Genomic DNA, 26,906 nt, shown 5'->3' with positions numbered 1-26,906 from the left:
CCAGCTACGGCGCCAGCCACGTCCTCAGTGCCCGGAGGCACTCACGGACGGCATCGGCGTCGACGTGTTCATTGTCCTTATGCGCCAGCAGCGGATCGCCGGGGCCGAAGTTCACCGCCGGGATGCCCAGCTCACTGAAGCGAGCGACGTCGGTCCAGCCGTACTTGGGCTTCGGCTCGGCCCCGACTGCGGCAACAAAGGACGCGGCAGCCGGATGGTTGAGTCCCGGACGAGCGCCGGCAGCTGCGTCGGTCCGAACGACGTCGAAACCCTCCAGCAGCTCCCGAACATGGGCCTCGGCCTGGTCAGGAGTCTTGTCAGGGGCAAAACGGTAGTTGATTTCCACCACGCAGCGATCGGGAATGACGTTACCGGCTGTGCCGCCGTTGATCTTCACGGCATTAAGGCTTTCGCGGTAGTCAAGGCCGTCCACGTTGATGGTCCTGGGTTCATACGCAGCCAGCCTGGCAAGGATGGGAGCCGCAGCGTGGATGGCGTTGCTGCCCATCCACGCACGCGCGGAGTGGGCAGTCTCACCGATGGTGGTGGCTTCGAAACGGCTGGTGCCGTTGCACCCACCTTCCACGGTGCCGTGCGTGGGCTCCAGGAGGATCGCAAAATCGCCGTCCAGCAGGTCGCCGTGATTGCGTACCAATCTGCCAAGGCCGCTCTTCACTGCCTCCACTTCCTCATGGTCGTAGAAGACGAAGGTGACATCTTTGTCCGGCTGCCGTCCGTCGTCGAACAGTGTTGCCGCCAGTGCGAGTTGCACCGCGACCCCGCCCTTCATGTCGGTGGTCCCCCGGCCGTAAAGCACGCCTTCCCCGGGAACGCCGGACTCCCACGTCGCGGGAACGGTGCCCAACGATCCCTCAACCGTGGGCAGTGGAACTGTGTCCAGGTGCCCGGCAAGGATGACGCGTTCAGGACGGCCAAGTTCGGTTCGCGCAATGATGGCGTCACCGTCCCGGACCACGGTGTAAGCGGGGATGGCACGCAAGGCGGCCTCCACCGCGTCGGCCAGTTCGGTCTCGTTACCGGAGACGCTGTTGAAGTCGATGATCGCGGCCGTCAGCAAAGCAACGTCCTGGCGCAGGTCAAGGAGGGCGGGAGCAGGGTTCAGGGTCACCCGTCCAGCTTAATCCCCGGACACAACGTCAAATGCGACCTTCACGGCGTGAGACGGGTTTTAACCGACCTCCGACTGCTGGATAGACTTGGCCCATGACTGAAACTGCTGCTTCTGCTGTGCCCGCAAACGCGCCCGCCACCGACCGTTCGGCCTACGGATTCGGCCTCGCGACCATCGCCACCTCGGCCTCCGGGGAAGCAACCGTGCTGGATGTCTGGTTCCCGGCGCCTGCGCTTGGCGTAGCGGCCGAGTCGCTGCGCGACATCGAAAACGCAGACCCCTCACTCACTGCACTCGCCGATGAAGGCAACGACGCCGATCGTGGCACCGAGCAGAAGGTGGTCTTCGCACAGATCGACCTCGACGCCGCGCCGGCAGACACCGCTGACGCCTACCTTCGCTTGCACCTTCTCTCACACCGCCTGGTCAAGCCCAACAGCATCAACCTGGACGGTGTCTTCGGCAAGCTGCCCAACGTGGTGTGGACCAACTTCGGCCCCGCCGCGGTTGACGGCTTCGAACTGACCCGTGCACGCCTGCGCAAGCGCGGCAACGTTGTGGTCTATGGCGTGGACAAGTTCCCGCGGATGGTGGACTATGTTGTCCCCACAGGCGTACGCATTGCCGACGCCGATCGCGTTCGCTTGGGTGCCCATCTTGCCGAAGGCACCACCGTGATGCACGAAGGTTTCGTCAACTTCAACGCCGGTACGCTGGGCACCTCCATGGTGGAAGGCCGCATCTCGGCAGGCGTCGTTGCCGGTGACGGCACGGACGTGGGCGGTGGAGCATCCATCATGGGCACGCTCTCCGGCGGCGGCAAGGAAAAGATCGCCCTGGGTGAGCGCGTGCTGCTCGGCGCCAACTCCGGCGTCGGCATCAGCATTGGCGATGACTCAGTGGTCGAAGCCGGTCTCTATGTCACCGCCGGAACCCGCGTGCGCGTCCCGGGACCCAAGGACGAGAACGGGGAGGACACCAGCAAGATCATCAAGGCGGTGGAACTCTCCGGCGTTCCCAACCTGCTGTTCCGCCGCAACTCCACCACCGGCGGCGTGGAAGTTCTGCCGCGCAAGGGTCAGACCGTGGAGCTGAACGAGGCTCTGCACGCCAACTAGCAGGAGACGTTCAATGCGCCGGTTCCGCCGCGCCATCGTTGCGGTGCTGGCTTTGGCCCTCGTAGCAGGTGCCATCTACGCGATAGTTGCTGTACTGCAGCGCTCCGAGACCCTGGTCACGGAGCGCTGCGTCGCCGTCGCAGGTTCCGACACCCACGAGCTGGCCACAGACCAAGCTGCCAACGCTTCACTCATTTCGGCCATATCCGTGCAGCGGGGGTTGCCGCCCCGGGCGGCGAGCATTGCGCTGGCCACCGCTATGCAGGAATCCCGTCTCCGGAACATCAACTACGGCGATGAAGCGGGACCGGACTCCCGTGGCCTGTTCCAACAGAGGCCCTCACAGGGCTGGGGCACCGAGGCCCAGGTCATGGACCCCGTCTATGCGAGCAACGCGTTCTATGACGGACTGGTCAAAGTGCCCGGGTTCGAGACCATGGAAATCACCCAGGCCGCCCAAGCCGTCCAGCGATCGGCATTCCCACGCGCCTATGCCCAGCATGAAGCCATGGGTCGTGCTTTCGCCTCCGCCCTGACCGGGCACTCCGAATCATCGTTGAACTGTGAGCTGCGTATGCCCGAAGCGGCAGGCGACCCTGCCGCCGTCGTCGATGGCATCACGACGGCGTTCGGCGGCCACGCGGCCACGGTTCAGGGCCGTTCGGTCCAGCTGGAGGTCGCTGGAACACAGGCATGGGCCATTGCCCACTGGGCCGTAGCAAACGCGAAATCCCTGTCCATCACCCAAGTGGACGCTGCCGGCCAGACGTGGAACAGGGAGAAAAGGGACGGCTGGCATGCTTCTGCCGATCCGTCCGAGGGAGTCACTATCACGGTGTCCGCCCCCACCACCTGACTCAGGCAAGCAACTCCACCACTGGCTGGACATAGCTGCGGAAGACATCTGGCTCGGCCAGCAACCGGTGGCTCATGATCATAGTGCTGGGTTCCAAATACCAGGCGCGGGGTTCATTGAGGGGTAGCTCAATGATGGTGAGATCGAAGTCCCGGGAACTGCGGCCGACTTCTAGCAGCCTGTCCTCCACCATTTCGTTCAGGACCTGTGTCACGCCGTTTGCTTCGCGGGCAGCCTCAAGGCTTGCATACTCGTCAATGCGATCCGTCGCCCACCCCAGGGCCGATCCGAAGTGGGCCTGCAGGACGCGCTGGAGTGCCGGCGAATTCCCGAATGCCTTGAAGCTGGGAGGCGCCAGTTCCGATGCCGGGTTGGGGTAGGACTTAACCAGGTTCTCCCACCACGCTTCCCATTCCGTCTTGAGAGCGTGAATTCCCCCCACATCGGAGGTGAGGTGGCTGTGATCGGCATGCCGGACCTTGGGAGCTGCGTGCGACAACACAGGTTTGCCAGCACCATCCAACCCCGCGACATCGCGCAAATAGAGGGCGATGAGCATCGGCCCGGACGTGTCCATGGTGATACGCCATCCCGGGCCGCATGACTCATGCATCCGAATTCCTCCCTTGGCAGGTTCCCGACTTCTCCCAGTCTATTCCCGATGAGTCCAGACGGTAGTGGCGCGGAGGCACTGCTTGGCAGAGGCCTCGGTGGTTCAGGACGAAGCAGGTGCTCCAGCCAAAGAACGTAAGTGCGCCGTCAGGACGTCGCTGCACATTTCCGCTGTCATCCACTCCGGTTGCAGCAATGCGTGCATGCACAGCCCATCCATGGTGGCCAGGAGCCTCTCCGCTTCCGCTACAAGGGTTTGTTGGGCCTCAGCCTCTTGGGGGCTCAACATCATGATCAAACGCCCGACGACGGCCGCCACAGCGCGGTGGCTGCGCTCAGCTTCGGCTGCCAGGACAGGCTTGATACGTGCAGCGTGGCGGAACGCCATCCATACGCAGGCATCCACCGCGAGTTCTTCGTCCAGGGGAAGGAACTGTCCGAGGAGATTCAGCACAGCGGCCTGCTGTGCCGAGCCGCCCGGACGTTCCGCCTCTACTGCCGTCATGGCGGACTCCAAGCGGCCGACAATCCGGTCGATCACTGCGCCAAAAGAGAAGACCAGGAGTTCGTCGCTGCTGGCGAAATAGTGCCGTACAGAGCCGACTGCCAGTCCTGCCTCATCGGCTACTTCCCTCAAGGATGCCCGTTCCAAGCCATCACTGGCGATGATCCGGAAGACGGCTTGGACAACTTCCTGGCGCCGGGCTTCGGCATCAACAATTTTGGGCACCAGTATTTTTTAGCACGAACGTGCTTCAACACCGCTCAACACAGAGCGGCGTGGCTCCGATTTCCGATAGCGTAGGGACCATGAAAATTCTTGTCACGGGCGGCACCGGCTACATCGGTTCCCACACCGTTCTGTCCCTCCAGGAAGCCGGCCACGACGTCGTCGTGCTGGACAACCTCGTGAATTCCAGCGAGGAATCCCTCCGCCGCGTTTCCGAGCTGACCGGCAAGGCTGCCGCCTTCCACCAGGTTGACCTGGTGGACGAGCCCGCAGTTGAGGCTGTGTTCGACCAGCACCAGATCGACGCCGTGATCCACTTTGCGGGTTTGAAGGCCGTGGGGGAATCCGTCCAGGAGCCGCTCGCTTACTACTACAACAACATTGTGGGCACCCTGAACCTGCTCCGGGCCATGGACAAGCACAATGTGCGATCCATTGTCTTCAGCTCTTCTGCCACCGTGTACGGCGAACACAACCCGATCCCCTACATCGAAAAGATGGAAATCGGCGCCAACAACCCTTATGGCCGCACCAAGGAACAGATCGAGGACATCCTCTCTGACCTGGGCAACGCTGACGATCGCTGGCATATCGCACTGCTGCGCTATTTCAACCCCGTGGGGGCCCACCCGTCCGGCCGCATCGGCGAGGACCCGCAAGGGATCCCGAACAACCTCGTGCCCTTTATTGCGCAGGTAGCAGTGGGACGCCGCGAGAAGCTGATGGTCTTCGGCGGCGACTACGACACCCCCGATGGCACCGCGCAGCGCGATTACATCCACGTGGTTGACCTGGCAGATGGCCACGTAGCAGCCCTGAGCTACATCGCAGAACGCGCAGGAGTGCGCCGTTGGAACCTCGGCTCGGGCCGCGGCTCCTCGGTCCTGGAGGTCCTGCGCTCCTTCGAGAAGGCCGTCGGCCAGCCGATTCCTTACGAGATCACGGGTCGCCGCGCCGGCGATCTTCCGGCTTTCTGGGCCGATGCGTCCTCCGCGCTGGCGGACCTCGGCTGGTCCACCACCAAGACCGTGGACCAAATGTGCGAGGACCACTGGCGTTGGCAGAAGAACAACCCTTACGGGTACAACGCCGCTGAGCCTGCCGCGGCAAACAACGCTTAGGTCACCAACCACAGCAACAACGACGGCGGCCGCCCACCTCGCACGAGGTGAGCGGCCGCCGTCGTTATTGACGCTGTTACCGTGTCAGTTGGCCGGGTAGTTGCGCTCCGGCTCCCCTGTGTAGAGCTGCCGCGGACGGCCGATCTTGGTCTGGGGATCGTTAATCATTTCGCGCCACTGGGCAATCCAGCCCGGGAGGCGGCCGATGGCGAACAGGACCGTGAACATCTTCTCCGGGAAGCCCATGGCCTTGTAGATGAGGCCGGTGTAGAAGTCGACGTTCGGGTACAGCTTGCGCTGGATGAAGTAGTCGTCAGCCAAGGCCTTCTCTTCCAGGCGCATGGCGATGTCCAGCAGTTCGTCGTTGCCGCCGAGCTTGCCCAGAACTTCGTGTGCCGTTGCCTTGATGATCTTGGCGCGGGGATCGTAGTTCTTGTAGACGCGGTGCCCGAAGCCCATGAGGCGGACGCCGTCTTCCTTGTTCTTGACCTTCTCCATGTAGTCCTCGGGCTTGATGCCGTCGGCCTGGATCTGGCGGAGCATCTTCAGCACGGCCTCGTTGGCGCCACCGTGTGCGGGGCCGAAGAGGGCGTTGATGCCGGCGGAAACCGACGCGAAGAGGTTGGCGTTGGAGGAGCCCACAAGGCGCACGGTGGACGTGGAACAGTTCTGCTCGTGGTCGGCGTGCAGGATGAGCAGGAGGTCCAGTGCCTTGACTACTACCGGATCCATTTCGTACTGCTCGGCCGGAAGACCGAAGCTCAGGCGCAGGAAGTTCTCCACGAGGTTCATGGAGTTATCCGGGTAGAGCATCGGCTGGCCGATGGACTTCTTGTGCGCGTAGGCGGCGATGACCGGCAGCTTGGCCATCAGGCGGATGGTGGAAACTTCCACGTGCTCCGCATTGAAGGGATCCAGCGAGTCCTGATAGAACGTGGACAGCGCAGAAACAGCCGAGGAGAGCACCGGCATGGGGTGGGCGTCACGCGGGAACCCGCCGAAGAAGCCCTTGAGCTCTTCGTGCAGGAGAGTGTGACGGCGGATCTTCTGATCGAACTCTTCCAACTCAGTGGGGGTGGGAAGGTTGCCGTAGATCAGAAGGTAGGAAACTTCGAGGAAGCTCGAGTGCTGCGCGAGCTGCTCAATGGGGTAACCGCGGTACCGCAGGATGCCTGCGTCGCCGTCGATGTAGGTAATGGCCGAGGTGGTGGCCGCTGTGTTCATGAAGCCGGGGTCATAGGCAACGGCGCCCGTCTGCTTCAGCAGCTTGGAAACGTCGTAGCCTTCGTTTCCTTCTACAACCTGGATGCGCGGCAGTTCGAGTTCGCCGCCGGCATGGCGCAGTGTTGCGCTGGTGGTCTCAGTCATGGAGTCCCCTTCATGAGGCCTTTGGGCCTCTATCGAACGCTTGTCCAACCAACTTCTGGTGCCGCCGCCTTCGGCCCTACTGTTGCAGGGCTCCAACGGCCGAAGTGCTTTCTTAGTGAAGGCCACCATTGATAGTCAGTTAAAAAGCTACCGCCAGTAACCCTGCGGAACTAATCCGTGCCGTCCGGTTACTGGCGGAATGACGCTAATCGTGGTGCAAGTCACAGCATTGTTATGCGCCGTGTCCAAGTCGCTCAACCGCTGCATCGATGCGTTCGTCACTGCCTGTCAGAGCCACGCGGATGAAGCCGTTGCCCGCATCCCCGTAGAAAACCCCAGGTCCAACCACGATGCCAAGCTCAGCGAAACGGGCAACTGTGTCCCAAGTAGCCTCGCCCGCCGTGGACCACAGGTAAAGCCCAGCCTTGGATTCCTGGATCTGCAATCCGAAGCTTTCAAGGGCGGGAACGATTCGCTCGCGCCGGCCGCGGTACAGGTCTTTCTGCGCCAGGACGTGCCCGGAGTCGCCCAAGGCAACCCGCATTGCTTCCTGCACCGGGTAAGGGACGATCATGCCCGCGTGTTTGCGGCTGTTGACCAGATTGGCCATGATGGCCGAATCTCCAGCGACGAAGGCGGCACGATATCCGGCCAGGTTGGATTGCTTGCTCAGCGAGTAGACACAGAGCAGGCCATCGGTGGAACCACCGGTAACCCGGGGATCCAGGATGCTGGGCACAGCTTCTCCCCCGCGTTGGACATCCCATTCGCCCCAACCCAGCTCGGCGTAGCACTCATCCGAAGCCACAACGGCGCCGAGCTCGCGGGCCTGGCCAACGATCCTGCGGAGAGACTCGACATCACGGACGCTGCCCGTGGGATTGCCGGGCGAGTTGATCCAGATCAAACGAACCTTCGCGCGGGTGGCTGCATCAAGTTCGTCGAGGTCATCCGCAGCAACCGCCGTGGCACCTGCAAGTGAGGCGCCGATATCGTACGTCGGGTAAGCAACGGTAGGCCTGACAACAACATCGCCGGCACTCAAACCGAGCAGGAACGGCAACCAGGCCACGAGCTCTTTGGAGCCGACGGTTGGCATGACGTCCTTGGGGTCCAGCCCCGGCACTCCACGGCGGCTGGCGAACCAGTCCGCCACGGCTTGGCGCAGGGCCTCGGTGCCATGCACCGTGGGGTAGCCATGGGCGTCCGAGGCCGCGGCCAGGGCCTCACGGATGAGTCCGGGAGTGGGGTCCACCGGCGTGCCAATGGAAAGATTCACTGCGCCACCGGGGTGTTTAGCGGCTGTGGCAACATACGGCGCCATAGCCTCCCACGGGTAGTCAGGCAGGTTCAGGCCGAAAGCCGGCGCCGCGGAAATCAATGAAACAACCGCCCTTAGTGGTCTTGGTTCTGCGGGGGCAGTGCGGAGATGAACGGGTGGTCCTTACCCGTATTGCCGATCTTGGCCGCTCCACCCGGGGAACCGAGGTCGTCGAAGAACTCAACATTGGCCTTGTAGTAGTCGGCCCATTCTTCCGGGGTGTCATCCTCGTAGTAAATGGCCTCAACAGGGCACACGGGTTCACAGGCACCACAGTCGACACATTCATCGGGGTGGATATAGAGGGAACGCTCACCTTCGTAAATGCAGTCGACAGGGCACTCTTCAATACATGCCTTGTCCTTGACATCCACACACGGCTGCGCGATTACGTACGTCACGTCCCAGACCTCTCCACGGTTTGTCCCGGCGATGGCCGGGGTAATACTGCCGGCATCATGCCGGGCACTCAACTTCCGAGCCTATTATCCAACAGTGCGCTGACGCCAACCTAGCCCGCGTCTTAGTATGAATCAGTGACTCCCCCGCATTTGCCGCCCAGACAATTCCTACTCACTGCACAGCCCGGCGTGCGGGTGGTGGTCCGGTACAGAATTGACGGCGGCCTCACGGACGCGTTGGGTTACCTGCTGGACGCCAGCGAGAGCAGTTGCACCATACGAACACGCAACGCCGACGTCGAAATTCCGTTGGCGATGATCATCGCGGCGAAGGAGGTTCCACCGCCACCGCCGCGGCGGCAGGCCGTCCCGCGCGGAGACGGCTGGCTGCCACCAGCATCACCACAGTAACCGCAGCGATACCGAACACCCACACGTTGCCCACGGCGTCGCCCAGCACCAACTGCTTGGCCGGTCCTGCAGATGAGAAGACGCCGACGGCGGCATAAGTCACCACGCCGGCCACCGCCGTCGGGACCACCGAACGCGACCAGGCGGCGAGCCACAACTGGACAGACGCGAGCAGGAGCAAAGCCCCAGCTACGCCCCACGGGACCTCGACGCCGGACCAAGGCAGCGCTTGGCGGTGCAGGGCGGTTCCTGCCGCAGCAACGAAAAGAGCCGCCAGCACGGCCGTGGCGATGCCACGGACCGTACCGGCGACCCCTCTCTTCATTCAGCTATGCCTGACCGTGTCAGTCAGTTCAGGCTAGGACTTGGCGCGGGCGCGGTTAGCCTTGGCGCGCTCGTTGGAGTCCAGGATGACCTTACGGATACGGATCGATTCCGGGGTGACCTCAACGCACTCGTCCTCGCGGGCGAATTCCAAGGACTCTTCGAGGGTCAGGTCGCGCGGCGGCGTCAGGTTTTCGAAGGTGTCAGAGGAAGCCGCACGCATGTTGGTGAGCTTCTTTTCCTTGGTGATGTTGACGTCCATGTCGTCAGCGCGTGAGTTCTCGCCCACGATCATGCCTTCGTAGACCTCGGAGGTGGGCTTCACGAAGAAGGAACCGCGCTCCTGCAGGTTGATCATGGCGAACGGTGTCACAACACCGGCGCGGTCGGCGATCATGGAACCGTTGGTACGGTATTCGATCGGGCCGGCCCACGGCTCGTAGCCTTCGGAGATGGAAGCAGCAATACCGGCGCCGCGGGTGTCCGTGAGGAACCGGGTGCGGAAGCCGATCAGGCCACGCGCAGGAACGATGAACTCCATGCGGCACCAGCCGGTACCGTGGTTGGCCATGTTGGTCATGCGGCCCTTGCGGGCAGCCATGAGCTGCGTGACAGCACCGAGGTACTCTTCCGGCACGTCGATGGTCATGTGTTCCATCGGCTCATGGAGCTTGCCGTCGATGGTCTTGGTGACAACCTGCGGCTTGCCCACGGTCAGCTCGAAGCCTTCACGGCGCATCTGCTCAACCAGGATGGCCAGCGCGAGCTCACCACGGCCCTGAACTTCCCAGGCGTCGGGACGCTCGGTGGGGAGAACCTTGATGGACACGTTACCGATCAGTTCCTTGTCCAGGCGATCCTTCACCTGGCGGGCGGTGACCTTGGCGCCCTTGACCTTGCCGGCCAGCGGCGAGGTGTTGATACCAATGGTCATGGAGATCGCGGGATCGTCCACGGTGATCAGCGGCAGCGGCTGCGGGTTCTCGGCATCCGTGAGGGTTTCACCGATGGTGATCTCCTCGATGCCGGCGACAGCCACGATTTCACCGGGACCGGCCGATTCGGCAGGAACACGGGTGAGTGCCTTGGTGGCCAGCAGTTCGGTGATCTTGACGTTCTTGAGCTCACCGTTTGCGCGTGCCCAAGCAACGGTCTGACCCTTGCGGAGCGTGCCGTTGTAGATGCGGAGCAGGGCGAGGCGGCCAAGGAACGGCGAGGCGTCCAGGTTGGTCACATGTGCCTGCAGCACGCCGTCCGGGTTGTACGTCGGAGCGGGGATGTGCTCGATGATGGTCTTGAAGAGGGGCTCAAGGTCCTCGTTCTCCGGGGCCGAGCCGTTGGCTGGCTGGTCCAGGGATGCGCGGCCAACCTTGGCGGCTGCGTAGACAACGGGAACTTCGAGGACCTTGTCCAGGTCCAGGTCCGGAACTTCGTCCGCGAGGTCCGAAGCGAGGCCAAGGAGCAGGTCCATGGACTCGTGGACAACCTCGTCGATGCGGGCGTCGGGACGGTCAGTCTTGTTGACCAGGAGGATAACCGGCAGGTGCGCGGCAAGGGCCTTGCGGAGCACGAAGCGGGTCTGGGGCAGCGGACCCTCGGAGGAGTCAACCAGCAGGACAACTCCATCAACCATGGAGAGACCGCGCTCTACCTCGCCACCGAAGTCGGCGTGGCCGGGGGTGTCAATGACGTTGATGGTGATGGTCTCGCCGTTGGACGACGGGCCGTTGTAGGCAACCGTGGTGTTCTTGGCGAGGATGGTGATGCCCTTTTCGCGCTCCAGGTCACCGGAGTCCATGACGCGGTCCTCAACCTCACCGTGGGAAGCGAAGGAGTTGGTCTGCTTGAGCATGGCGTCGACCAGGGTGGTCTTACCGTGGTCAACGTGTGCGACGATCGCGACGTTGCGCAGATCGCTCCGCGACGCAGTGTTGGTGATGGTTTCAGACATGCGTTAATGACTCGTTTCAGTGGTGAAGTCAGCTGTTTGTATCCGCGCGCATACCTGATCTACTTGATCGGAACACACAGCGAAAAGACCCCGGGACACAGGGCACCTGCATCCAGTCTAAACGCAGTTGCATTTCTGAGCCTAAAAAGCAAGCCATTCTCGTCCGGGATGTGGTGCGGCTCACATGTCATTACGCTTTTGTAACCGCAAGTCCAGATGCTGGATTTTCCCGGCTTCGTGCCCCATGATTGCTGCAGAACCAGTGCCACACGGAGACCACACGATGCGCAAAGCCTCGGCCGCGATCCGCATGCTCGCACCTTTGATCGCCGTGGGCGTTCTGTCGGTGGGCTGCGGAGCAAACCAAGCCACCACAGTACCCGTCCCCACGCGCTCAGCCGCGCCCGCTCCTGCCCAGACGGCCGCAGCCGGCAAGCCGCTCCAAGCTGCGCCCACACCCAGCTCACTGGATTTGCCCGTGGGATCGCTATACAAGAACCCTGCCAACAACCGCAACGAAGTGGTGCTGGCTGACGTCCGCCACACCGCGGTGCTGATCGGCGACTCGCAGGCGATGCCAAAAGATTCCTGGCCCCAGCAAGGCATTGCAGCTTTGGGATACAAGCTGCACGTTGTGGGCATGGGCGGCACGGGATTCGTGGCTTCCAACGGCAAGACGGGCAACTACATTGACGCGTTGCAGCGTGGCGACTGGATCCTGCCCTACGGCGATCCGCCCTTGATAGTTGTCCAGGGCGGCGGTAATGATGCCTCGCAGAAAGCTACTGATACTCAGATCACGAGCAACGCAGACCGCTTGCTGGCAGCGCTGAAGAAGCGCTACCCCGGCGCCCAGCTCGCCATGATCGGCACCTTGGCACGCGGTGCAAGCAACGGAGGCGGCCGCCGCACCGAAGTGGATGCCCTGTTGGGCCGGGTCGCAGCCAAACACAGCATCCCGTTCGTCAGTACGGGCGACTGGCTCACCCGGTACGACGCAGTGGGTGATCTCCAGGATGGCGTGCACCTGAAGCCCTCAGGACACAGCAAGCTTGGTGCAATCCTGGCGGGCCAGCTCACGGCCCTGGGCCTCACGTCCCGTCAGGACACTTCCGAGCCAGCTAAGTAGCCCGCGGCGTCGTCATAACGGGCGTTGCGGGGTCCGCTCTGCGCGCTTACTGCGCTCTTTGGCGCGCAAAGCAGGCCCCACAACAAATGTGTTAAACGGCTAGAGCCGGTAGTTCCCTCGTGGGAACCACCGGCTCTTGCGCTGAACGCGTTGTAAAACGTACGACGCCGGGTCAGGCCACCGCAGGCGGCAGCAGCAGCGAACCACCGGGGATAGCATCCAGGAGAGCCTGGGTGTAGGCCTCACGGGGATTGTCAAAGACATCATCCGTGCTGCCCGTTTCCACGAGCTTGCCCTTTTCCATGACGCAGACGTGATCCGCGATCTGGCGCACTACCGCGAGGTCGTGCGTGATGAACAAGTACGTCAAGCCCAGGTTGTCCTGAAGGTCAGCCAGCAGGTTGAGCACCTGCGCTTGGACCAGAACGTCGAGTGCTGAGACAGCCTCATCACAGATGATCACTTCGGGATCCAAGGCCAAGGCCCGTGCGATCGCGATGCGCTGACGCTGACCACCTGAGAGCTCGTTGGGGTACCGCTGCATCATGGACTGCGGCAGGGCTACCTGGTCCAGCAGTTCCCGAACCTTCTTTTCACGGCTGGCCGCGTTACCGATCTTGTGCACACGCAACGGTTCTTCGATGGTCCTGAAGATGTTGTACATCGGGTCCAGGGAACCATACGGGTCCTGAAAAATGGGCTGCACACGGCGGCGGAACTTAAAGAGTTCCTTGCCCTTCAGCCCCGCTGTGTCCACACCGTCAAAGACGATCTGGCCCTCAGTGGGCTTTTCCAGCTGCAGAACCATCTTGGCGACAGTTGACTTGCCCGAACCGGACTCGCCCACAATTGCCGTGGTTGTTCCGCGCTTGACGCTGAAACTGACATCGTCAACAGCCGCGAAATCGGACGTCTGGCCGAGTCCCTGACGCAGTTTGTAGATCTTGCGCAGGTTCTTGATCTGCAGAACCTCATCCTGGGAGCGATCCTTCGCGGCCGCTACAGGTGCCAGCAGATCACCGGCTTCCACGCCCTGCTCTTTAGCCACCTGGATACGCCGCGAAGCCAGGGAAGGTGCCGATTCGACAAGGCGACGGGTGTACGGGTGCTGGGGATTGCGCAGCAGATCCAACGAGGGACCTGCTTCCACAACGTTCCCCTGGTACATGACGATGACCTTGTCCGCGCGTTCAGCTGCAAGGCCGAGGTCGTGGGTGATGAGCAATACGGAAGTACCCAGCTCAGTGGTCATCTTGTCCAGGTGATCCAGGATCCGGCGCTGCACCGTAACGTCCAACGCAGAGGTTGGCTCGTCAGCAATCAGAAGCTTGGGCTGGCAGCTGAGGCCAATGGCGATGAGCGCGCGCTGGCGCATGCCACCGGAAAACTCATGTGGATACTGCTTGGCACGCCGCGCAGCATCCGGTAGGCCGGCTTCCGCCAGGACGCGGGCTACGTCCTCGGGGCCGTCCGGACGACCATTGGCCTTCAAGGTCTCCCGTACCTGGTAGCCGATCTTCCATACCGGGTTCAGGTTGGACATGGGGTCTTGCGGAACCATGCCGATGTGGCTGCCACGGAGTTCGATCATGCGCTTTTCCGACGCGTGGGCGATGTCCTCGCCGTCGAGCAGAATCTGACCGCCCGAGACTCGACCGTTGTTGGGCAGGAGGCCAATGGCGGCCAGCGCCGTCGTCGACTTTCCAGAACCCGACTCCCCCACAATGGCGACCGTTTCGCCCGGCATGATGGACAAGTGGGCATTCTTAACCGCCTTGACCTCACCGGAACCGGTCTTGAAGGTGATGGCCAGGTCCTTGATCTCCAGGATGGGCCGTACTGGTGCCGTGGCTTCATCAATTCTGATGTTGGCAGAAGTCATGTTCGCCTCCTTAGCGCTGACGGCTCTTGGGATCAAGAGCATCGCGGACGGCGTCGCCAAGCATGATGAAGCTCAGGACGGTGATGGACAGGGCGGCTGCCGGGTAAAGCAGAATTCCCGGGTTGGTGCGGATGGACGCGTTGGCCGCTGAGATGTCGTTACCCCACGACATCACGCTGCCGGGCAGACCGACACCCAGGAAGGACAGAGTGGCTTCCAGGACGATGAACACGCCCAGTTCCAGCGTGGCCAAGACAATGACGGGAGCCAAAGCGTTGGGCAGCGCATGTTTGACCAGGGCACCAAACTTGGAGACTCCCAGCGATCGGGCCGCAGTGACAAAGTCCGCATTGCGCACCTCGATGACGGCACCTCTGGTGATGCGCGCCATTTGAGGCCACGCAAGCAGGGATATCGTCAAGACCACCGTCCACACGCTCCTGTTCTCGCGGAACAAAGGCAGCTGGGTGATAACAAGTGCGCCGAGGATGATGGGCAACGCGAAGAAAATATCGCCGAGACGTGCCAGGACTGAGTCCAGCCAGCCGCCGTAGTAACCGGCCAGCGCACCAAGGGTGACGCCAATGAGTACTACGGCCAGCACGGACAACACACCGACAGACAAGGAAGCCTGCGTACCGTGGATCACGCGGGAATAAACGTCGCAGCCTTGCAGGGTGAACCCCAGCGGGTGCCCGGCAGTGGGCGCACCTTCGGAGTTGGCCAGTTGGCAGTCGTTATTGGGTTCCACGCTGGTGAAAAGTCCCGGGAAGACCGCGACGATCACCAAGAGCAGGATCAGCAGCGAGGAGACGATGAACATGGGCCGGCGGCGAAGCTTCCGCCACGCATCGGCCCAGAGGCTCAGAGGCGCCTGATCTGTTTTGACAGCGTCAGTGGCCAGAAGCGGCGTCTCCTCTACGGGAGCCACGAAGTGTTCAGTATTACTGGTCATAGCGGATCCTCGGGTCAAGCCAGGCGTACAGGAGGTCAACCAGAAGGTTGGTAATGACAAAGACTAGAACCAGGACACTCACAATCGCGACGATGGTTGGACCCTCGCTGCGCTGAATGGCCTGGAAGAGCTTGTTACCCACTCCAGGGACGTTGAAAATACCCTCGGTAACGATGGCACCACCCATGAGTCCACCCAGGTTGGCACCCAGGTAGGTCACGACGGGGATCAACGAGTTCCTGAGGATGTGGGCCATCACGACTCGGGGACGCGAAAGGCCCTTTGCTGTTGCCGTACGCACGTAGTCCGCATTCATGTTCTCGCTGACGGAGGCGCGGGTCAGGCGCAGCACGTACGCGAAGGACACCAGTCCCAGCACGACGGCGGGGAGGATCAGGTTGCCCCAGTCGGCGTTAGCGCCCACAGTAGGTTTGGCCCAGCCGAGCTGGACACCGAACACAAGCTGGAAAACGAAGCCCAGAACGAAAGTCGGGACTGCGATCACCAGGAGCGAAACGACCAGAACGGTGGAGTCGAAGAGCTTGCCCTTTTTGAGGCCCGCGAAGACGCCGAAGGCGATGCCAAACACGGCCTGGATAATCAGGGCTTCAATGGCGAGCATTGCCGTGACAGGGAACGCCCTTGCCAGGGAATCGGCAATTGGCTGCTGGGTGAAGTCGACGCCAAGGTTGAACGTGAACAAGTTCTTGATGAAGAGCCCGTATTGAACCCAGAATGGCTGGTCCAGGTTGTACTGGGCCCTGAGAGCGTCGATGACGCTCTGCGGTGGCTGGCGATCCCCGAAGAGGGCAGCAATAGGGTCGCCGGGTAGTGCGAAGACCATGTAGTACACGAGGAGCGTGGTCCCCAGGAATACCGGGATGACCTGGAGGAGCCTACGGAAGATGAAGCGAACCACGGGTCACCCCTCTCCGTTGGTCGGGTGTTGCTGTGTCATGTGTGCCTTCCTGCCAAGCAAGCAAGGGGGGCCCGGCGCTGTGGCCGGACCCCCGATGCCCTAAGGCAAGTTCAGATCCTGAGGACTACTTGGCCTCGATGTCGAAGTAACGGATGCCGCCGTTCCAGCCGGTTTCGGCTGAGACAACGTTGTTGCTCCAAACAATCGGGGTTGCCCGGTACCAAAGCGGCAGGCCGGGGAGGTCCTTGAACAGGATCTCCTGTGCCTGGTTGAACTTGGTGTTGGCGTCTTCCGGAGTCTTGGCTGCAAGGCCTTCCTTGAGGAGCTTGTCGAACTCAGGGTTCGAGTACTTCTCGTAGTTGGACGAAGCGTTGGTTGCCCATACAGGTCCGAGGAAGTTGTAGAGCGACGGGTAGTCACCCTGCCAACCGGCGCGGGTCAGGCCCGGGAGGGACTGGGACTTGCGCAGGTCCAGAACTTCAGCGAACTTAGCGAACGGCTGGATTTCTGCTTCGATGCCGAGGTTGTTCTTGAAACCGTTGGCAACGGCGTCGATCCATTCCTTGTTGCCACCGTCGGTGTTGGAGGCGATCAGCAACGGCTTGGATCCGTCGTACGGCTTGATTTTCTCGGCCTGTGCCCAGAGATCCTTGGCCTTGGCGGCGTCGAACTTCAGGACATCGCTGCCCGGGATGGCGTCGTTGTAGCCATCGAGGACGGGAGCCGTGAACTCGGTGGCCGGAGTACGCGTGCCGTTGAAGATGACCTTGGTGATCTCATCGCGGTTGATGGCGTGGGACAGAGCCTGGCGACGCAGAAGACCGGCTTCACCCTGGAAGTTCGGGTTGTAGCCCGGGATGTTCAAGGTGGAGTTGTTGGCGTTCGGACGAGTGGAGTTACGGTCCGGGAAGTCCGTGGTGTAGGTCTTCAGTGCGTTGGACGGCACGACGTCAGTGATGTCGAGGTTGTCGGCCTGAAGATCCGTGTATGCGGGGCCCGGATCGGTGTAGAACTTGAAGGTCACGCCACCGTTCTTGGCAGCGCGGGGACCGGTGTAGTCAGCGTTCTTGACCAGGGAGATGGACTGGTCGTGTACCCAGGCACCTTCCTTCTCGAACTTGTACGGTCCGTTGCCGATCGGGTTCTCACCGAACTTCTTCGGGTCCTTCAGAGCCTCGGAAGGCAGCGGGTAGAAGGCGGAGTAACCCAGGCGCAGCGACCAGTCAGCTTCAGGCTGACCGAGCTTGACCGTAATGGTCTGGTCGTCAGTCGCTGCCAGACCGGACATGGTCTGCGCCGTCGGGGCCGGAGTGGAGGTCTTCTTGCCGTCAGCACCGGTGGTCTCGGTGACTGCACTGACATCGGCGTAGCCTTCGATGGACTCAAAGAAGAAGCCGTTGTTCTGGAGGTTGGTGCTCAGCGCGGCGAAGTTCCAGGAATCAACGAACGTCTTGGCCGTAATGGCCTCACCGTTGGTGAACTTGGCGCCGGACTTGACCTTAATGGTCCAGTTCTGCGAGTCGGTGGTTTCGATCGACTCCGCCAATGCGTTGACGGGCTTGCCGTCCGAGTCGTAGGCGCGAAGGCCTTCGAACAGCAGCTCGACGACGCGGCCACCGTACACCTCGTTGGTGTTGGCCGGAAGCAGCGGGTTCTGCGGTTCGTTGCTGTATGCGGAAATGACCTTGTTCGGGTCAGCCGCGGCAGAGCTGTTCGTATTGCTGCCGCCACCGCCGCCGCAACCGGTCACTGCGAGGGCGATGATCGCCGCTACGCCTAGAGCTTTGGAAGTGCGCGAGAAACGCATTCCGCCTCCTATGAGTCGTGGAGTTGAGCAGGGAAAACTCGTGATTCCCCCAGGCGCGGGCACAGTTTCCTACTGTGACGTTGCCTACATGTGAGTGTAAGCCTACCCACATTGCGTCCGGATGTTGGGACATGCTGGCCAAACTGTAACCGTTCCGCAACCTACAGATGCCTAAATTGCCGGGAATTTCAAGTCAAACACTACTCGGTGGTAGCATTCGCTGTCTGACAGCAGGACAGGACGTTTTTGGCACCAAAAAAGGGTCCTGGTTCTTTCGAACCAGGACCCTTCCAGAAGCTGAGGCGCTCAGCCTTGACTAGACGTTGAAGCGGAACTCCACCACGTCGCCGTCGGCCATCACATACTCTTTGCCTTCGATCCGGACTTTGCCGCGGGACTTTGCCTCGGACATGGAACCGGCGTCGATGAGGTCATCGAACGAGACAACCTCGGCCTTGATGAAGCCACGCTGGAAGTCGGAGTGGATCACACCGGCCGCCTGGGGTGCGGTGTCGCCTTGGCGGATGGTCCATGCGCGGGTTTCCTTCGGGCCAGCCGTCAAATAAGTCTGCAAGCCGAGGGTGTGGAAGCCAACGCGGGCCAACTGGTCCAGGCCGGATTCGCTCTGGCCATTCATTTCCAGCATCTCGCGGGCTTCTTCCTCATCCAGTTCCACGAGGTCGGCTTCTAGCTTGGCATCAAGGAACACTGCATCAGCAGGGGCCACCAAGGCACGCAGTTCGTCCTGCTTTGCCGGATCCCCCAGGATCCCTTCATCTGCGTTGAAAACGTAGATGAAGGGCTTGGCAGTCAGAAGTCCGAGCTCTTTGAGGTGAGCCATCTCCAGCTTGTCGCTCTTGATCGAGGAGAAGATGGTGTCGCCGCGTTCCAGAACCGCTTGGGCTGCCTTAATGGCGGCCAGCTCGGCTGCTTCACGCTTCTTGATCTTGACTTCTTTTTCGATACGCGGGATGGCGTTTTCGATGGTCTGAAGGTCTGCCAGGATCAGCTCGGTGTTGATGGTCTCCATGTCGGAGCGCGGATCAACCTTGCCATCCACGTGGATGACGTCGGGATCGTCAAAGACGCGGACGACCTGCGCGATGGCCTCTGCTTCACGGATGTTGGCCAGGAACTTGTTGCCCAGGCCTTCGCCCTCGGAGGCACCCTTGACGATGCCGGCGATGTCCACGAAGGACACGGGAGCCGGCAGCAACTTCTGCGAACCGAAGATCTCCGCCAGCTTGGCCAGACGCGGATCCGGCAGGTTGACCACGCCGACGTTGGGTTCAATCGTTGCGAACGGATAGTTCGCAGCGAGCACCTGGTTACGGGTCAGTGCGTTGAAAAGAGTTGATTTGCCGACGTTGGGCAGTCCGACGATGCCAATAGTAAGAGCCACGAGCATTGATTCTACCCGGTGGAACCACGTCCGGCGTTGTCAGTGCCCGCGAATGGGGCGCAGGCATACAGCCTCTCTAAAACTGTCGTACCCCTGTGACAGGGTTGCCACATGGATGGATTTGGATTGGTATTGGCCCTGCTCATGCTGCTGATAGGTGCCGCGGTTGGTCTCGCGGCTGGATACGTCGTCTTCCGACGCCGGGGGGCAGGGTTGGAAGAAGACTTCGACGCCGTTTCGTCGCGGCTTTCAGAGGTGACCGCACAGCTGGCAGCAGCCGACGCCGAGCGGCGGCTCTTGTTCACACAGAACCGCGAGCTGAGCGCAGCAAGGAACTCGGATGGCAGCGTTCTGCGTGCGCTCGCTCCAGTGGCCGAAAAGCTCACGGCGGTGCAGCAACAGGTATCGCTCCTTGAGCGGGACAGGGTGGAGCAGTACGGACAGCTCGCCCAGCAACTGCAGGACGCCCGCCTGTCTGACGAACAGCTCCTGCGCTCCACCCACGCTCTTGCTTCAGCGCTGCGTTCCAACAGCGCCCGGGGCCAGTGGGGCGAGGTTCAGCTCCGCAGGGTGGTGGAGGCCTCGGGAATGCTCCGGCACGTGGACTTCCACGAACAGGTTCATTCCGGCAGGAGCGAGAATACGCTCCGTCCTGACCTGGTGGTCCAACTGCCTGGCGGCAAGCAATTGGTGGTGGATGCGAAAGTGCCGCTGGCTTCCTACCTCTCTGCGCAGGAACAGATGCACGGCGATGGGGCCTTCGGAGAGTCAGTAACCCCTGGCTCCAACCACGACTCCAAGACGCTGCTGGCACAGCACGCCAAGGCACTCAAAGCCCACATCGATGCTCTGGCGTCCAAGAAGTACTGGGACATTCCGGGGAACTCCCCCGAGCTGGTGATCTGTTTCCTCCCGGCCGAGTCCATCCTGGCGTCAGCCTTGGAAGCCGACCCGGCCCTATTGGAACATGCTCTGTCCAGAAATGTTGTGCTGGCCTCTCCCGGGACCCTGCTGGCGGTCCTCAAGTCGGTGGCGTTCACCTGGCGGCAGGACGTTCTCACCGACAGCGCGCACGAGCTGTTCGAGCTCGCCAAGCAGCTCTACGAGCGCATGGGTACTTTGGGTGAAAATGTCGGCAAGCTGGGCAGTTCGCTGAAGACGTCCGTAGACCGCTACAACGCCATGGTGGGCACATTGGAGGCCCGCGTCCTGCCTACCGCGCGCAAGCTCAACACCATGGACGATGCCGGTCTAGCCGCGCCAATGTCCGTGGAGGCCGTCCCCCGTGCCTTGGCGGCCCCTGAGTTGCTGGCTTTCGACACCTACGATCAGCACTCACCCCTGGGCCGTCACGATGACAGTGACCAGGACAGGGAAGACCGCGAATCGGCAGCTTAAACGAAGCGACCCGTGGCGGTTGTCGTCCTAGTGACGGCAACCGCTACGGGCCTGCTCCATGAGGTCGGTTATTCCTAGGAGGTGGGCCTGTTCCCGCGGCCGCCGAGGGCGCGGGAAACATCTCCGGCCTTCTTGAGGGTTGCCCTGAGTTCCTTAGGCAGCGAGAAGAGCAAGTCTTCCTCGGCCGTGACAACTTCCTGGACTTCGCCGTAGCCGTAGTCGGCCAAGAGGCGCAGCACGTCCTGGACGAGTACCTCGGGAACAGATGCACCTGACGTCACACCTACGGTTGCAACCCCTTCAAACCAGGCTTCGTCAACTTCATTGGCAAAGTCCACCCGGTACGAGCTCTTGGCACCATACTCAAGGGCAACCTCAACCAGCCGAACAGAATTGGAAGAGTTGGCTGAACCAACAACGATCACTAGGTCCGCTTGCGGGGCGATCTTCTTGATAGCCACCTGGCGGTTGGTGGTGGCATAGCAGATGTCATCGCTGGGCGGATCCTGGAGCGTGGGGAAACGGTCCTTGAGCAGGCGGACGGTCTCCATGGTTTCATCCACGCTGAGTGTCGTCTGCGAGAGCCAAATGGTCTTCTCGGGGTCGCGGACGGTGACTTTGTCTACCTCGTGCGGGCCGTTGATGATCTGGATGTGCTCGGGGGCTTCACCAGCGGTTCCCTCGACTTCCTCGTGGCCCTCGTGGCCGATGAGCAGGATGTCGTAATCTTCCTTGGCGAAGCGCACGGCTTCCTTATGGACTTTGGTCACCAGGGGGCAAGTGGCGTCGATCGTACGCAGACCGCGATCCTCTGCGGACTGGACCACCGCCGGCGAAACGCCATGCGCCGAAAATATCACCAGGGCACCCTCGGGTACTTCGTCCGTTTCCTCGACGAAAATGGCGCCTTGTTCTTCCAGCGAGCTGACCACATGCACGTTGTGGACGATCTGCTTACGGACGTACACGGGAGGACCGTAGTGCTCCAGCGCCTTTTCGACGGCGATGACAGCCCTGTCCACGCCGGCGCAGTAACCGCGTGGGGCAGCGAGCAGAACCTTTTTGGGACCCGTGACGGGTGCCGCTGCCTGTACCTCTTCCGGAGATCGGCGTCTGCGGGGCACCGTGGGCATAGGAATGGAAACTGCTGTGCTGGTCATCCCTCCATGCTACCGGCCCAGCCTTTAGCTACGGGCAGAACGTGACCGTTGTCGCCCTGACACCACCGTAGAGATGACGCCCAGCACGAAGACCACCCCTGAGGCTACTGCAGCGATCAGAGTCCACTGCCCAAATCCTGTACGTGCAGCTGTGAGGAACTCCTGCTTGAATAGCTCAGCCACACCGTTGGCACTGGCGAGGTTCCCCACCATGTTTCCAGCAAAGTCCGCGCCTGCGGCCCATAGTGCAGCAAGCGCCAAGCCACCCAAACCGAGGAAAACCAGGACGAGGGACCGGCGTCGCGCTGCCGCGAGCGCCAGAAGGCCCGCCACCAGCGCACCCGCCGCAGCAATCCACCACATCGGCGCAAAGGTGGCCACTCGTTCCACCAACTGCCTATGGGAGGGCTCCCCCAAGGACACGAGGCTTTGCGCCGGCACGTCCAGCCGAATCCGGGTGGCTTCGGCAAAATGGTCGCGAATGAGCCTGACCAGGGGACCAATATCCAGAACCAGGGCCGTTGAGGCCGCGGATTCTTCCGCCTCCGGGGCTGCGCCGAAGTTCAGCCTGTGGCTGTTCCTGACGGTCTCTTCCCACGCGGCAGGATAATCGCTCCACGACTGCATCCCGGTTGCGGCATTCCGAAGCGCATCAGCGGCAAGGGACTGGATGGGTCCCGGGAGCTCCACTGAGGACTCGAAGGTTCCGACGGCGGCGGTGGCTAGACGGCTCTGGAAGTCGGGATCGTTCCCCAGGCCTCCGGCGATGCGGACAAAGCCTTCTTCCTTGACGATGTTCTGGTCTACCCAGGCGGCAGGAACGGCCACTGCAGTGAGCAGTAAAGCGAGGACCACTCCCACTGCTGAAACAAATGTACGCAAGGTCATCCTCGGGACTCGGGGGCTGTGCCACCATCCTAGAACTGTCCACATGATAGGGAAAATGTCAGGGCGCTGCGCTAAAGCTATGGATAGAGTTGGAAGGCCGGCTGGGACCCATGGCCGCACCCCTGAGCGAGGACAGAAACACATGCAGGCACAACCACGGTTACTGGACCAGGCGGAGAACGCCAATGTCCGCTGAACAAACACCGGAGACCACCCTGCCCGGAACTGCCGCTGAAACAAGTCCGGACAACCCTTGGCCGCTGCAACTCTTGTCGCGCAAACTCAAGGCGCATATTGAGCGGGCACCTGCAGCCTGGATCGAGGGCCAGGTCATCGAGCTGAACCGGCGGGGCGGCAACGCATTCCTTACTCTGCGGGACGTTGATGCCGAAATTTCCCTGCCGGCCTCAGTCTGGTCCACTGTGCTCGACCGGCAAAAAATACCCCTCGAACGCGGATCCCGCGTGGTTGCCCTGGTCAAGGCGGACTTCTGGGTCAAAACGGGACGCCTCAACATGTCTGTGAAGGACATCCGTCCAGTGGGCCTGGGCGACCTGCTGGCCCGGATCGAGAGACTTCGGCAGGCCCTTGCAGCCGAAGGGCTGTTTGCGGATTCCCGCAAACGCAAACTGCCCCTGCTGCCCCATCGCATCGGACTCATCACAGGCCGGGATTCGGATGCCAAAAAAGACGTCCTGCGCAATGCCGCACTGCGCTGGCCGGCAGTTGAGTTCGACGTTCGCGAGGTTGCGGTTCAAGGCAACACCGCCGTTTCCCAGATCATCGCAGCACTGAAGAAGCTCGACGCCGATCCTCACGTAGACGTCATCGTCCTCGCTCGCGGTGGCGGCGCGTTGGAGGATCTCCTCCCATTCAGCAACGAGGACCTGATTCGCGCCGTTTCGGCGGCGACGACACCCGTTGTCAGCGCAATAGGCCACGAAGCGGACCGTCCCATCCTGGACGACGTAGCGGATCTCCGCGCCTCAACGCCTACGGATGCTGCCAAACGGATAGTTCCGGACGTTGCAGAGGAATTGGCCATGGTGCGGCAGGCCAGGGACCACCTCCGCCGAAGCATCGGCCGGATGGTGGATCGGGAAACGGACCGGCTCCACTCGCTGAGGTCACGGCCGGTCCTGGCGACTCCGGACTCCATGGTGGAAGCCCGTGCCGATGACATTCGCCGGCTCCAACAGCGTTCCCATTCTTCGGTCAGCACAGCCGTTGTCCGCGCCTTGGACCAAGTCCATCACCTGCGGGCCCAAGTCAGGGCGCTGTCACCGCAAAAGACTCTGGACCGCGGATATGCAGTGGTCCAACTACTCGGTGAGGACCAAGCCGGACACCACGTGATCAGCAGCCCGGAAGAAGCCCCTGACGGGACGGCACTGGCCATACGCGTTGCCGAGGGACGTTTCCGGGCCGTCTCTACTGGTCAGGGACAACTCCTCGAGCCCTGAGCCCCGCCACATCACCAGCCATCATCAAAACAAAGGACATCATGACCGACAACAACCCAATGGCCGCCTCACCCGACGCCCTTGATTCCTTGAGCTACGAGGAAGCCCGCGAGCAACTTGTGGGCGTCGTTGGCCGGCTGGAGGCTGGCGGAGCGAGCCTGGAGGAATCCTTGGCCCTCTGGGAACGGGGCGAGGCATTGGCCAAGCGATGCGAGGATTGGCTGGAAGGCGCCCGGAAGCGGCTGGCAACCGCACGCGACGCAAACAACGACGCCGGGACTGCGGCAGGCACGGACTAACCGCGCATGACGCCGTGCGGATGTGGCTGCTGAACTGCTAGGACTTCTCCACAAGCGCGCGTTCAGCTGCAACGTCAAAGTCGCCCTTTGGCCAGTCCAATTGCAACCCTTCGAGGGCGTCCAACAGCAACTGCTGAACGGCAATGCGTGCGTACCACTTCTTGTTGGCCGGTACTACATGCCAGGGAGCCACCTCGGTGGATGTCTTCTCGAACGCTGTGCTGTAGGCGTCCATATAGTCATCCCAGTAGGCACGCTCAGCGAGGTCGCCCCTGCTGTACTTCCAATGCTTGCTGGGGTCGTCAAGCCTGGCTATGAGTCGTTCTTTCTGCTCGTCCTTGCTGATGTTGAGCATGACCTTGACGATGGTGGTGCCCTGCTCGGCAAGCCGGGCCTCAAAGTCGTTGATCGCGGCATACCGCCGCTCAAGCTCGGGTCCGTCTGCCCACCCATGGACGCGGTGGATGAGGACGTCCTCATAATGGGACCGATCGAACACTCCCACCATTCCTGCCGCCGGCACTTGCCTCTCGATCCTCCACAAAAAATCGTGGGACTTTTCCTCGTCCGTGGGAGCCTTGAAAGCGGACAGTTGAACACCTTGGGGGTCCATGGCACCCACCACATGGCTGACAATGCCGCCCTTGCCCGCAGTATCCATGGCCTGCAGGATCAGCAGCAGCCGCTTATTGCTGCCGAATTTGCCCTGGGCGAAGAGTTGCTCCTGCAGTTCCGCCAGCCGGCCGTCCTGTGCCTCAAGCAAGGTGCGTCCATCGGCTTTGGCACCGGTGTACCCCGGCGTTGACTTTTGGTCGACGTCGGCCAGCGAAAAACCTGGGCCAACCCTCAGGACTTCGGCGGGACTCTTGGCGAACTCAACTGCAACGGCCATGGGGCGTGCCTTTCTGCCGGGCCGCGCCCCTATGACGCGGCCATGGCCTCAGGCTAGTTGCCCGGGTACCTCGACAGGAAGTCCGCCATGCGGCCAATCGCCTCTTCGATATCTTTCACGTTGGGCAAGGTCACCATTCGGAAGTGGTCCGGGCGGACCCAGTTGAAGGCGCGTCCATGGGATACCAGGATTTTCTGCTCCTTCAGCAGGTCCAGGACAAACTTTTCGTCATCCCTGATGTGGTAGACCTCGGGATCCAGCTTGGGGAACAAATAGAGTGCACCCCTGGCCTGTTGCGTGCTGACACCGGGAATGGCGTTGAGGAGGTCGTATGCCTTGTTGCGCTGCTCCAACAGCCGGCCGCCGGGCAGGATGAGATCGTTGATGCTCTGGTAGCCACCGAGAGCAGTCTGGATGGCGTGCTGCGCCGGGACGTTGGCACACAGCCGCATGTTGGCCAGCAGGTTGATGCCTTCAAGATAGTCCGCAGCCTCCTTTTTGGGACCGGAAATCGCCATCCAACCGGCCCGATAGCCGCACACGCGGTAAGCCTTGGACAGGCCACTAAACGTCATGCAAAGGACGTCATCGCCGGTAAGCGCGGCCAAGTTGATGTGGACCGCGTCCTCGTAAAGGATCTTCTCGTAAATCTCATCCGCGAAAAGAACCAAGCCGTGCTTCTCTGCCAACGCAACGATCTTCTTGAGTGTTTCTTCCGGGTAGACCGCCCCGGTGGGGTTGTTGGGGTTGATAACAACAATGCCCTTGGTGCGTGGCGTGATCTTGGACTCCAGGTCCTCCAGGTCAGGCTGCCAGCCGGAGTCCTCGTCACAGAGGTAGTGGACAGGGCGCCCGCCAGCCAGCGCAACAGAAGCGGTCCACAAGGGATAGTCCGGGGTAGGAATCAGTACTTCATCGCCGTCGTCCAGGAGCGCCATCAGGGACATCGTGATGAGCTCGCTGACGCCGTTGCCCAGGTAGATATCGTCCACGTGGATGTTCTGGATGCCGCGGGTTTGGTAATACTGCGAGACGGCGGTCCGGGCGGAGAAGATGCCACGTGAATCGCTGTAACCCTGGGCGTTTGGCAGGTGGCGGATCATGTCCACCAAGATGGCGTCAGGTGCTTCAAAACCGAAAGGAGCCGGGTTTCCGATGTTCAGTTTAAGGATCCGGTGACCCTCCGCCTCCATTTGCTGGGCGGCCTGAAGAATCGGTCCACGGATGTCGTAAAGGACATTATGAAGCTTGGTGGACTGCTTGAAATTCGCCATTCATCAAATATGCCACATGGGTGATGGAGTTCAGCTGAGACTTAACTCACACATACGACGACGGCGGTGACGGTCCCACGCGGGTCCGTCACC

24 protein-coding genes are annotated in these 26,906 nt (G+C 61.6%); 7 read left to right on the top strand and 17 right to left on the bottom strand.

The window, feature by feature from the left end; genetic code table 11:
• Window positions 1-4: 4 nt before the first annotated feature.
• Window positions 5-1,129, bottom strand: a complete 1,125-nt coding sequence (gene dapE / locus BMY91_RS03085; RefSeq protein WP_090818076.1) for a succinyl-diaminopimelate desuccinylase — start codon at window positions 1,127-1,129, stop codon at window positions 5-7.
• Window positions 1,130-1,224: 95 nt separating this feature from the next.
• Here dapE and dapD point away from each other — a divergent pair, with 95 nt between their 5' ends.
• Both dapD and BMY91_RS03075 read left to right on the top strand, forming a co-directional pair.
• Window positions 1,225-2,250 (top strand): 2,3,4,5-tetrahydropyridine-2,6-dicarboxylate N-succinyltransferase, encoded by a 1,026-nt coding sequence (gene dapD / locus BMY91_RS03080; RefSeq protein WP_090818074.1) that lies wholly within the window; start codon window positions 1,225-1,227, stop codon window positions 2,248-2,250.
• 13 nt (window positions 2,251-2,263) lie between these two features.
• A complete protein-coding gene (locus tag BMY91_RS03075; RefSeq protein WP_090818071.1) occupies window positions 2,264-3,106 on the top strand; it encodes a hypothetical protein in 843 nt (280 codons plus the stop codon).
• A 1-nt stretch (window position 3,107) separates the two neighbouring features.
• On the opposite strand, the gene BMY91_RS03070 is transcribed toward BMY91_RS03075, so the two are convergent.
• Window positions 3,108-3,719, bottom strand: coding sequence for a hypothetical protein (locus tag BMY91_RS03070; protein ID WP_090818067.1), 612 nt, complete (start codon window positions 3,717-3,719; stop codon window positions 3,108-3,110).
• 102 nt (window positions 3,720-3,821) lie between these two features.
• A complete protein-coding gene (locus tag BMY91_RS03065; protein ID WP_090818065.1) occupies window positions 3,822-4,448 on the bottom strand; it encodes a TetR/AcrR family transcriptional regulator in 627 nt (208 codons plus the stop codon).
• Between the two features lie 80 nt (window positions 4,449-4,528).
• Here BMY91_RS03065 and galE point away from each other — a divergent pair, with 80 nt between their 5' ends.
• Window positions 4,529-5,569 (top strand): UDP-glucose 4-epimerase GalE, encoded by a 1,041-nt coding sequence (galE, locus tag BMY91_RS03060; protein ID WP_090818062.1) that lies wholly within the window; start codon window positions 4,529-4,531, stop codon window positions 5,567-5,569.
• Window positions 5,570-5,653: 84 nt separating this feature from the next.
• On the opposite strand, the gene BMY91_RS03055 is transcribed toward galE, so the two are convergent.
• From BMY91_RS03055 to typA, 5 genes are all read right to left on the bottom strand, one after another.
• Window positions 5,654-6,937: a citrate synthase gene (locus tag BMY91_RS03055; protein WP_090818059.1), complete on the bottom strand. Its 1,284-nt coding sequence runs from the start codon at window positions 6,935-6,937 to the stop codon at window positions 5,654-5,656.
• A 232-nt stretch (window positions 6,938-7,169) separates the two neighbouring features.
• On the bottom strand, window positions 7,170-8,318 hold the full coding sequence (dapC, locus tag BMY91_RS03050) for a succinyldiaminopimelate transaminase (RefSeq protein WP_090818056.1): 1,149 nt from the start codon (window positions 8,316-8,318) through the stop codon (window positions 7,170-7,172).
• Window positions 8,319-8,332: 14 nt separating this feature from the next.
• Window positions 8,333-8,659 (bottom strand): ferredoxin, encoded by a 327-nt coding sequence (gene fdxA / locus BMY91_RS03045; protein ID WP_024817464.1) that lies wholly within the window; start codon window positions 8,657-8,659, stop codon window positions 8,333-8,335.
• Between the two features lie 319 nt (window positions 8,660-8,978).
• Window positions 8,979-9,395, bottom strand: coding sequence for a hypothetical protein (locus BMY91_RS03035; RefSeq protein ID WP_090818053.1), 417 nt, complete (start codon window positions 9,393-9,395; stop codon window positions 8,979-8,981).
• A 33-nt stretch (window positions 9,396-9,428) separates the two neighbouring features.
• Window positions 9,429-11,345, bottom strand: coding sequence for a translational GTPase TypA (typA, locus tag BMY91_RS03030; protein WP_062072937.1), 1,917 nt, complete (start codon window positions 11,343-11,345; stop codon window positions 9,429-9,431).
• A 283-nt stretch (window positions 11,346-11,628) separates the two neighbouring features.
• Here typA and BMY91_RS03025 point away from each other — a divergent pair, with 283 nt between their 5' ends.
• On the top strand, window positions 11,629-12,474 hold the full coding sequence (locus BMY91_RS03025; protein ID WP_256212536.1) for an SGNH/GDSL hydrolase family protein: 846 nt from the start codon (window positions 11,629-11,631) through the stop codon (window positions 12,472-12,474).
• Window positions 12,475-12,646: 172 nt separating this feature from the next.
• Here BMY91_RS03025 and BMY91_RS03020 read toward each other — a convergent pair whose 3' ends face one another.
• The 5 genes from BMY91_RS03020 to ychF form a co-directional block, all read right to left on the bottom strand.
• Window positions 12,647-14,356, bottom strand: coding sequence for an ABC transporter ATP-binding protein (locus BMY91_RS03020; protein ID WP_090818047.1), 1,710 nt, complete (start codon window positions 14,354-14,356; stop codon window positions 12,647-12,649).
• A gap of 10 nt (window positions 14,357-14,366) precedes the next feature.
• Window positions 14,367-15,311, bottom strand: coding sequence for an ABC transporter permease (locus BMY91_RS03015; RefSeq protein WP_090818045.1), 945 nt, complete (start codon window positions 15,309-15,311; stop codon window positions 14,367-14,369).
• Complete coding sequence (locus BMY91_RS03010; RefSeq protein ID WP_026539948.1) at window positions 15,301-16,230, bottom strand: ABC transporter permease; 930 nt, start codon at window positions 16,228-16,230, stop codon at window positions 15,301-15,303. The genes BMY91_RS03015 and BMY91_RS03010 overlap by 11 nt, the downstream gene beginning before the upstream one ends.
• Before the next feature lie 124 nt (window positions 16,231-16,354).
• Window positions 16,355-18,037 carry a peptide ABC transporter substrate-binding protein gene (locus BMY91_RS03005; RefSeq protein ID WP_090818043.1) on the bottom strand — a complete coding sequence of 561 codons (1,683 nt, stop codon included), beginning with the start codon at window positions 18,035-18,037 and terminating at the stop codon, window positions 16,355-16,357.
• 316 nt (window positions 18,038-18,353) lie between these two features.
• Complete coding sequence (gene ychF, locus BMY91_RS03000; RefSeq protein WP_090819114.1) at window positions 18,354-19,439, bottom strand: redox-regulated ATPase YchF; 1,086 nt, start codon at window positions 19,437-19,439, stop codon at window positions 18,354-18,356.
• Window positions 19,440-19,550: 111 nt separating this feature from the next.
• Here ychF and BMY91_RS02995 point away from each other — a divergent pair, with 111 nt between their 5' ends.
• On the top strand, window positions 19,551-20,837 hold the full coding sequence (locus tag BMY91_RS02995; protein ID WP_090818040.1) for a DNA recombination protein RmuC: 1,287 nt from the start codon (window positions 19,551-19,553) through the stop codon (window positions 20,835-20,837).
• Window positions 20,838-20,911: 74 nt separating this feature from the next.
• Here the strand turns inward: BMY91_RS02995 and BMY91_RS02990 are convergent, their stop codons facing one another.
• Both BMY91_RS02990 and BMY91_RS02985 read right to left on the bottom strand, forming a co-directional pair.
• A complete protein-coding gene (locus BMY91_RS02990) occupies window positions 20,912-21,997 on the bottom strand; it encodes a 4-hydroxy-3-methylbut-2-enyl diphosphate reductase (protein WP_090818037.1) in 1,086 nt (361 codons plus the stop codon).
• Window positions 21,998-22,021: 24 nt separating this feature from the next.
• Window positions 22,022-22,885 (bottom strand): hypothetical protein, encoded by an 864-nt coding sequence (locus tag BMY91_RS02985; RefSeq protein WP_090818034.1) that lies wholly within the window; start codon window positions 22,883-22,885, stop codon window positions 22,022-22,024.
• A gap of 185 nt (window positions 22,886-23,070) precedes the next feature.
• Between BMY91_RS02985 and xseA the strand changes: the two genes are divergently transcribed.
• A complete protein-coding gene (gene xseA / locus BMY91_RS02980) occupies window positions 23,071-24,348 on the top strand; it encodes an exodeoxyribonuclease VII large subunit (protein ID WP_090818031.1) in 1,278 nt (425 codons plus the stop codon).
• Window positions 24,349-24,389: 41 nt separating this feature from the next.
• Window positions 24,390-24,647 carry an exodeoxyribonuclease VII small subunit gene (locus BMY91_RS02975; protein WP_090818029.1) on the top strand — a complete coding sequence of 86 codons (258 nt, stop codon included), beginning with the start codon at window positions 24,390-24,392 and terminating at the stop codon, window positions 24,645-24,647.
• A gap of 37 nt (window positions 24,648-24,684) precedes the next feature.
• Here the strand turns inward: BMY91_RS02975 and BMY91_RS02970 are convergent, their stop codons facing one another.
• Entirely contained in the window at window positions 24,685-25,539 is an 855-nt protein-coding gene (locus BMY91_RS02970; protein WP_090818025.1) for a polyphosphate kinase 2 family protein, read from the bottom strand.
• Window positions 25,540-25,592: 53 nt separating this feature from the next.
• Window positions 25,593-26,813, bottom strand: coding sequence for a pyridoxal phosphate-dependent aminotransferase (locus BMY91_RS02965; protein WP_090818023.1), 1,221 nt, complete (start codon window positions 26,811-26,813; stop codon window positions 25,593-25,595).
• Between the last annotated feature and the right edge of the window lie 93 nt (window positions 26,814-26,906).

Source organism: Arthrobacter sp. yr096, assembly GCF_900108925.1.
Taxonomy (GTDB): Bacteria; Actinomycetota; Actinomycetes; order Actinomycetales; family Micrococcaceae; genus Arthrobacter.
The sequence above is the reverse complement of the archived record's forward strand: the minus strand, read 5'-3'. Positions and strand labels throughout refer to the sequence as shown.

Coding starts and splice junctions, on each gene's coding strand:
- dapD (WP_090818074.1), top strand. CDS start 1,225: ATGACTGAAACTGCTGCTTCTGCTGTGCCCGCAAACGCGCCCGCCACC.
- BMY91_RS03075 (WP_090818071.1), top strand. CDS start 2,264: ATGCGCCGGTTCCGCCGCGCCATCGTTGCGGTGCTGGCTTTGGCCCTC.
- BMY91_RS03070 (WP_090818067.1), bottom strand. CDS start 3,719: ATGCATGAGTCATGCGGCCCGGGATGGCGTATCACCATGGACACGTCC.
- galE (WP_090818062.1), top strand. CDS start 4,529: ATGAAAATTCTTGTCACGGGCGGCACCGGCTACATCGGTTCCCACACC.
- BMY91_RS03055 (WP_090818059.1), bottom strand. CDS start 6,937: ATGACTGAGACCACCAGCGCAACACTGCGCCATGCCGGCGGCGAACTC.
- BMY91_RS03035 (WP_090818053.1), bottom strand. CDS start 9,395: ATGAAGAGAGGGGTCGCCGGTACGGTCCGTGGCATCGCCACGGCCGTG.
- typA (WP_062072937.1), bottom strand. CDS start 11,345: ATGTCTGAAACCATCACCAACACTGCGTCGCGGAGCGATCTGCGCAAC.
- BMY91_RS03025 (WP_256212536.1), top strand. CDS start 11,629: ATGCGCAAAGCCTCGGCCGCGATCCGCATGCTCGCACCTTTGATCGCC.
- BMY91_RS03020 (WP_090818047.1), bottom strand. CDS start 14,356: ATGACTTCTGCCAACATCAGAATTGATGAAGCCACGGCACCAGTACGG.
- BMY91_RS03015 (WP_090818045.1), bottom strand. CDS start 15,311: ATGACCAGTAATACTGAACACTTCGTGGCTCCCGTAGAGGAGACGCCG.
- BMY91_RS03005 (WP_090818043.1), bottom strand. CDS start 18,037: ATGCGTTTCTCGCGCACTTCCAAAGCTCTAGGCGTAGCGGCGATCATC.
- BMY91_RS02995 (WP_090818040.1), top strand. CDS start 19,551: ATGGATGGATTTGGATTGGTATTGGCCCTGCTCATGCTGCTGATAGGT.
- BMY91_RS02990 (WP_090818037.1), bottom strand. CDS start 21,997: ATGACCAGCACAGCAGTTTCCATTCCTATGCCCACGGTGCCCCGCAGA.
- BMY91_RS02985 (WP_090818034.1), bottom strand. CDS start 22,885: ATGACCTTGCGTACATTTGTTTCAGCAGTGGGAGTGGTCCTCGCTTTA.
- xseA (WP_090818031.1), top strand. CDS start 23,071: ATGTCCGCTGAACAAACACCGGAGACCACCCTGCCCGGAACTGCCGCT.
- BMY91_RS02975 (WP_090818029.1), top strand. CDS start 24,390: ATGACCGACAACAACCCAATGGCCGCCTCACCCGACGCCCTTGATTCC.
- BMY91_RS02970 (WP_090818025.1), bottom strand. CDS start 25,539: ATGGCCGTTGCAGTTGAGTTCGCCAAGAGTCCCGCCGAAGTCCTGAGG.
- BMY91_RS02965 (WP_090818023.1), bottom strand. CDS start 26,813: ATGGCGAATTTCAAGCAGTCCACCAAGCTTCATAATGTCCTTTACGAC.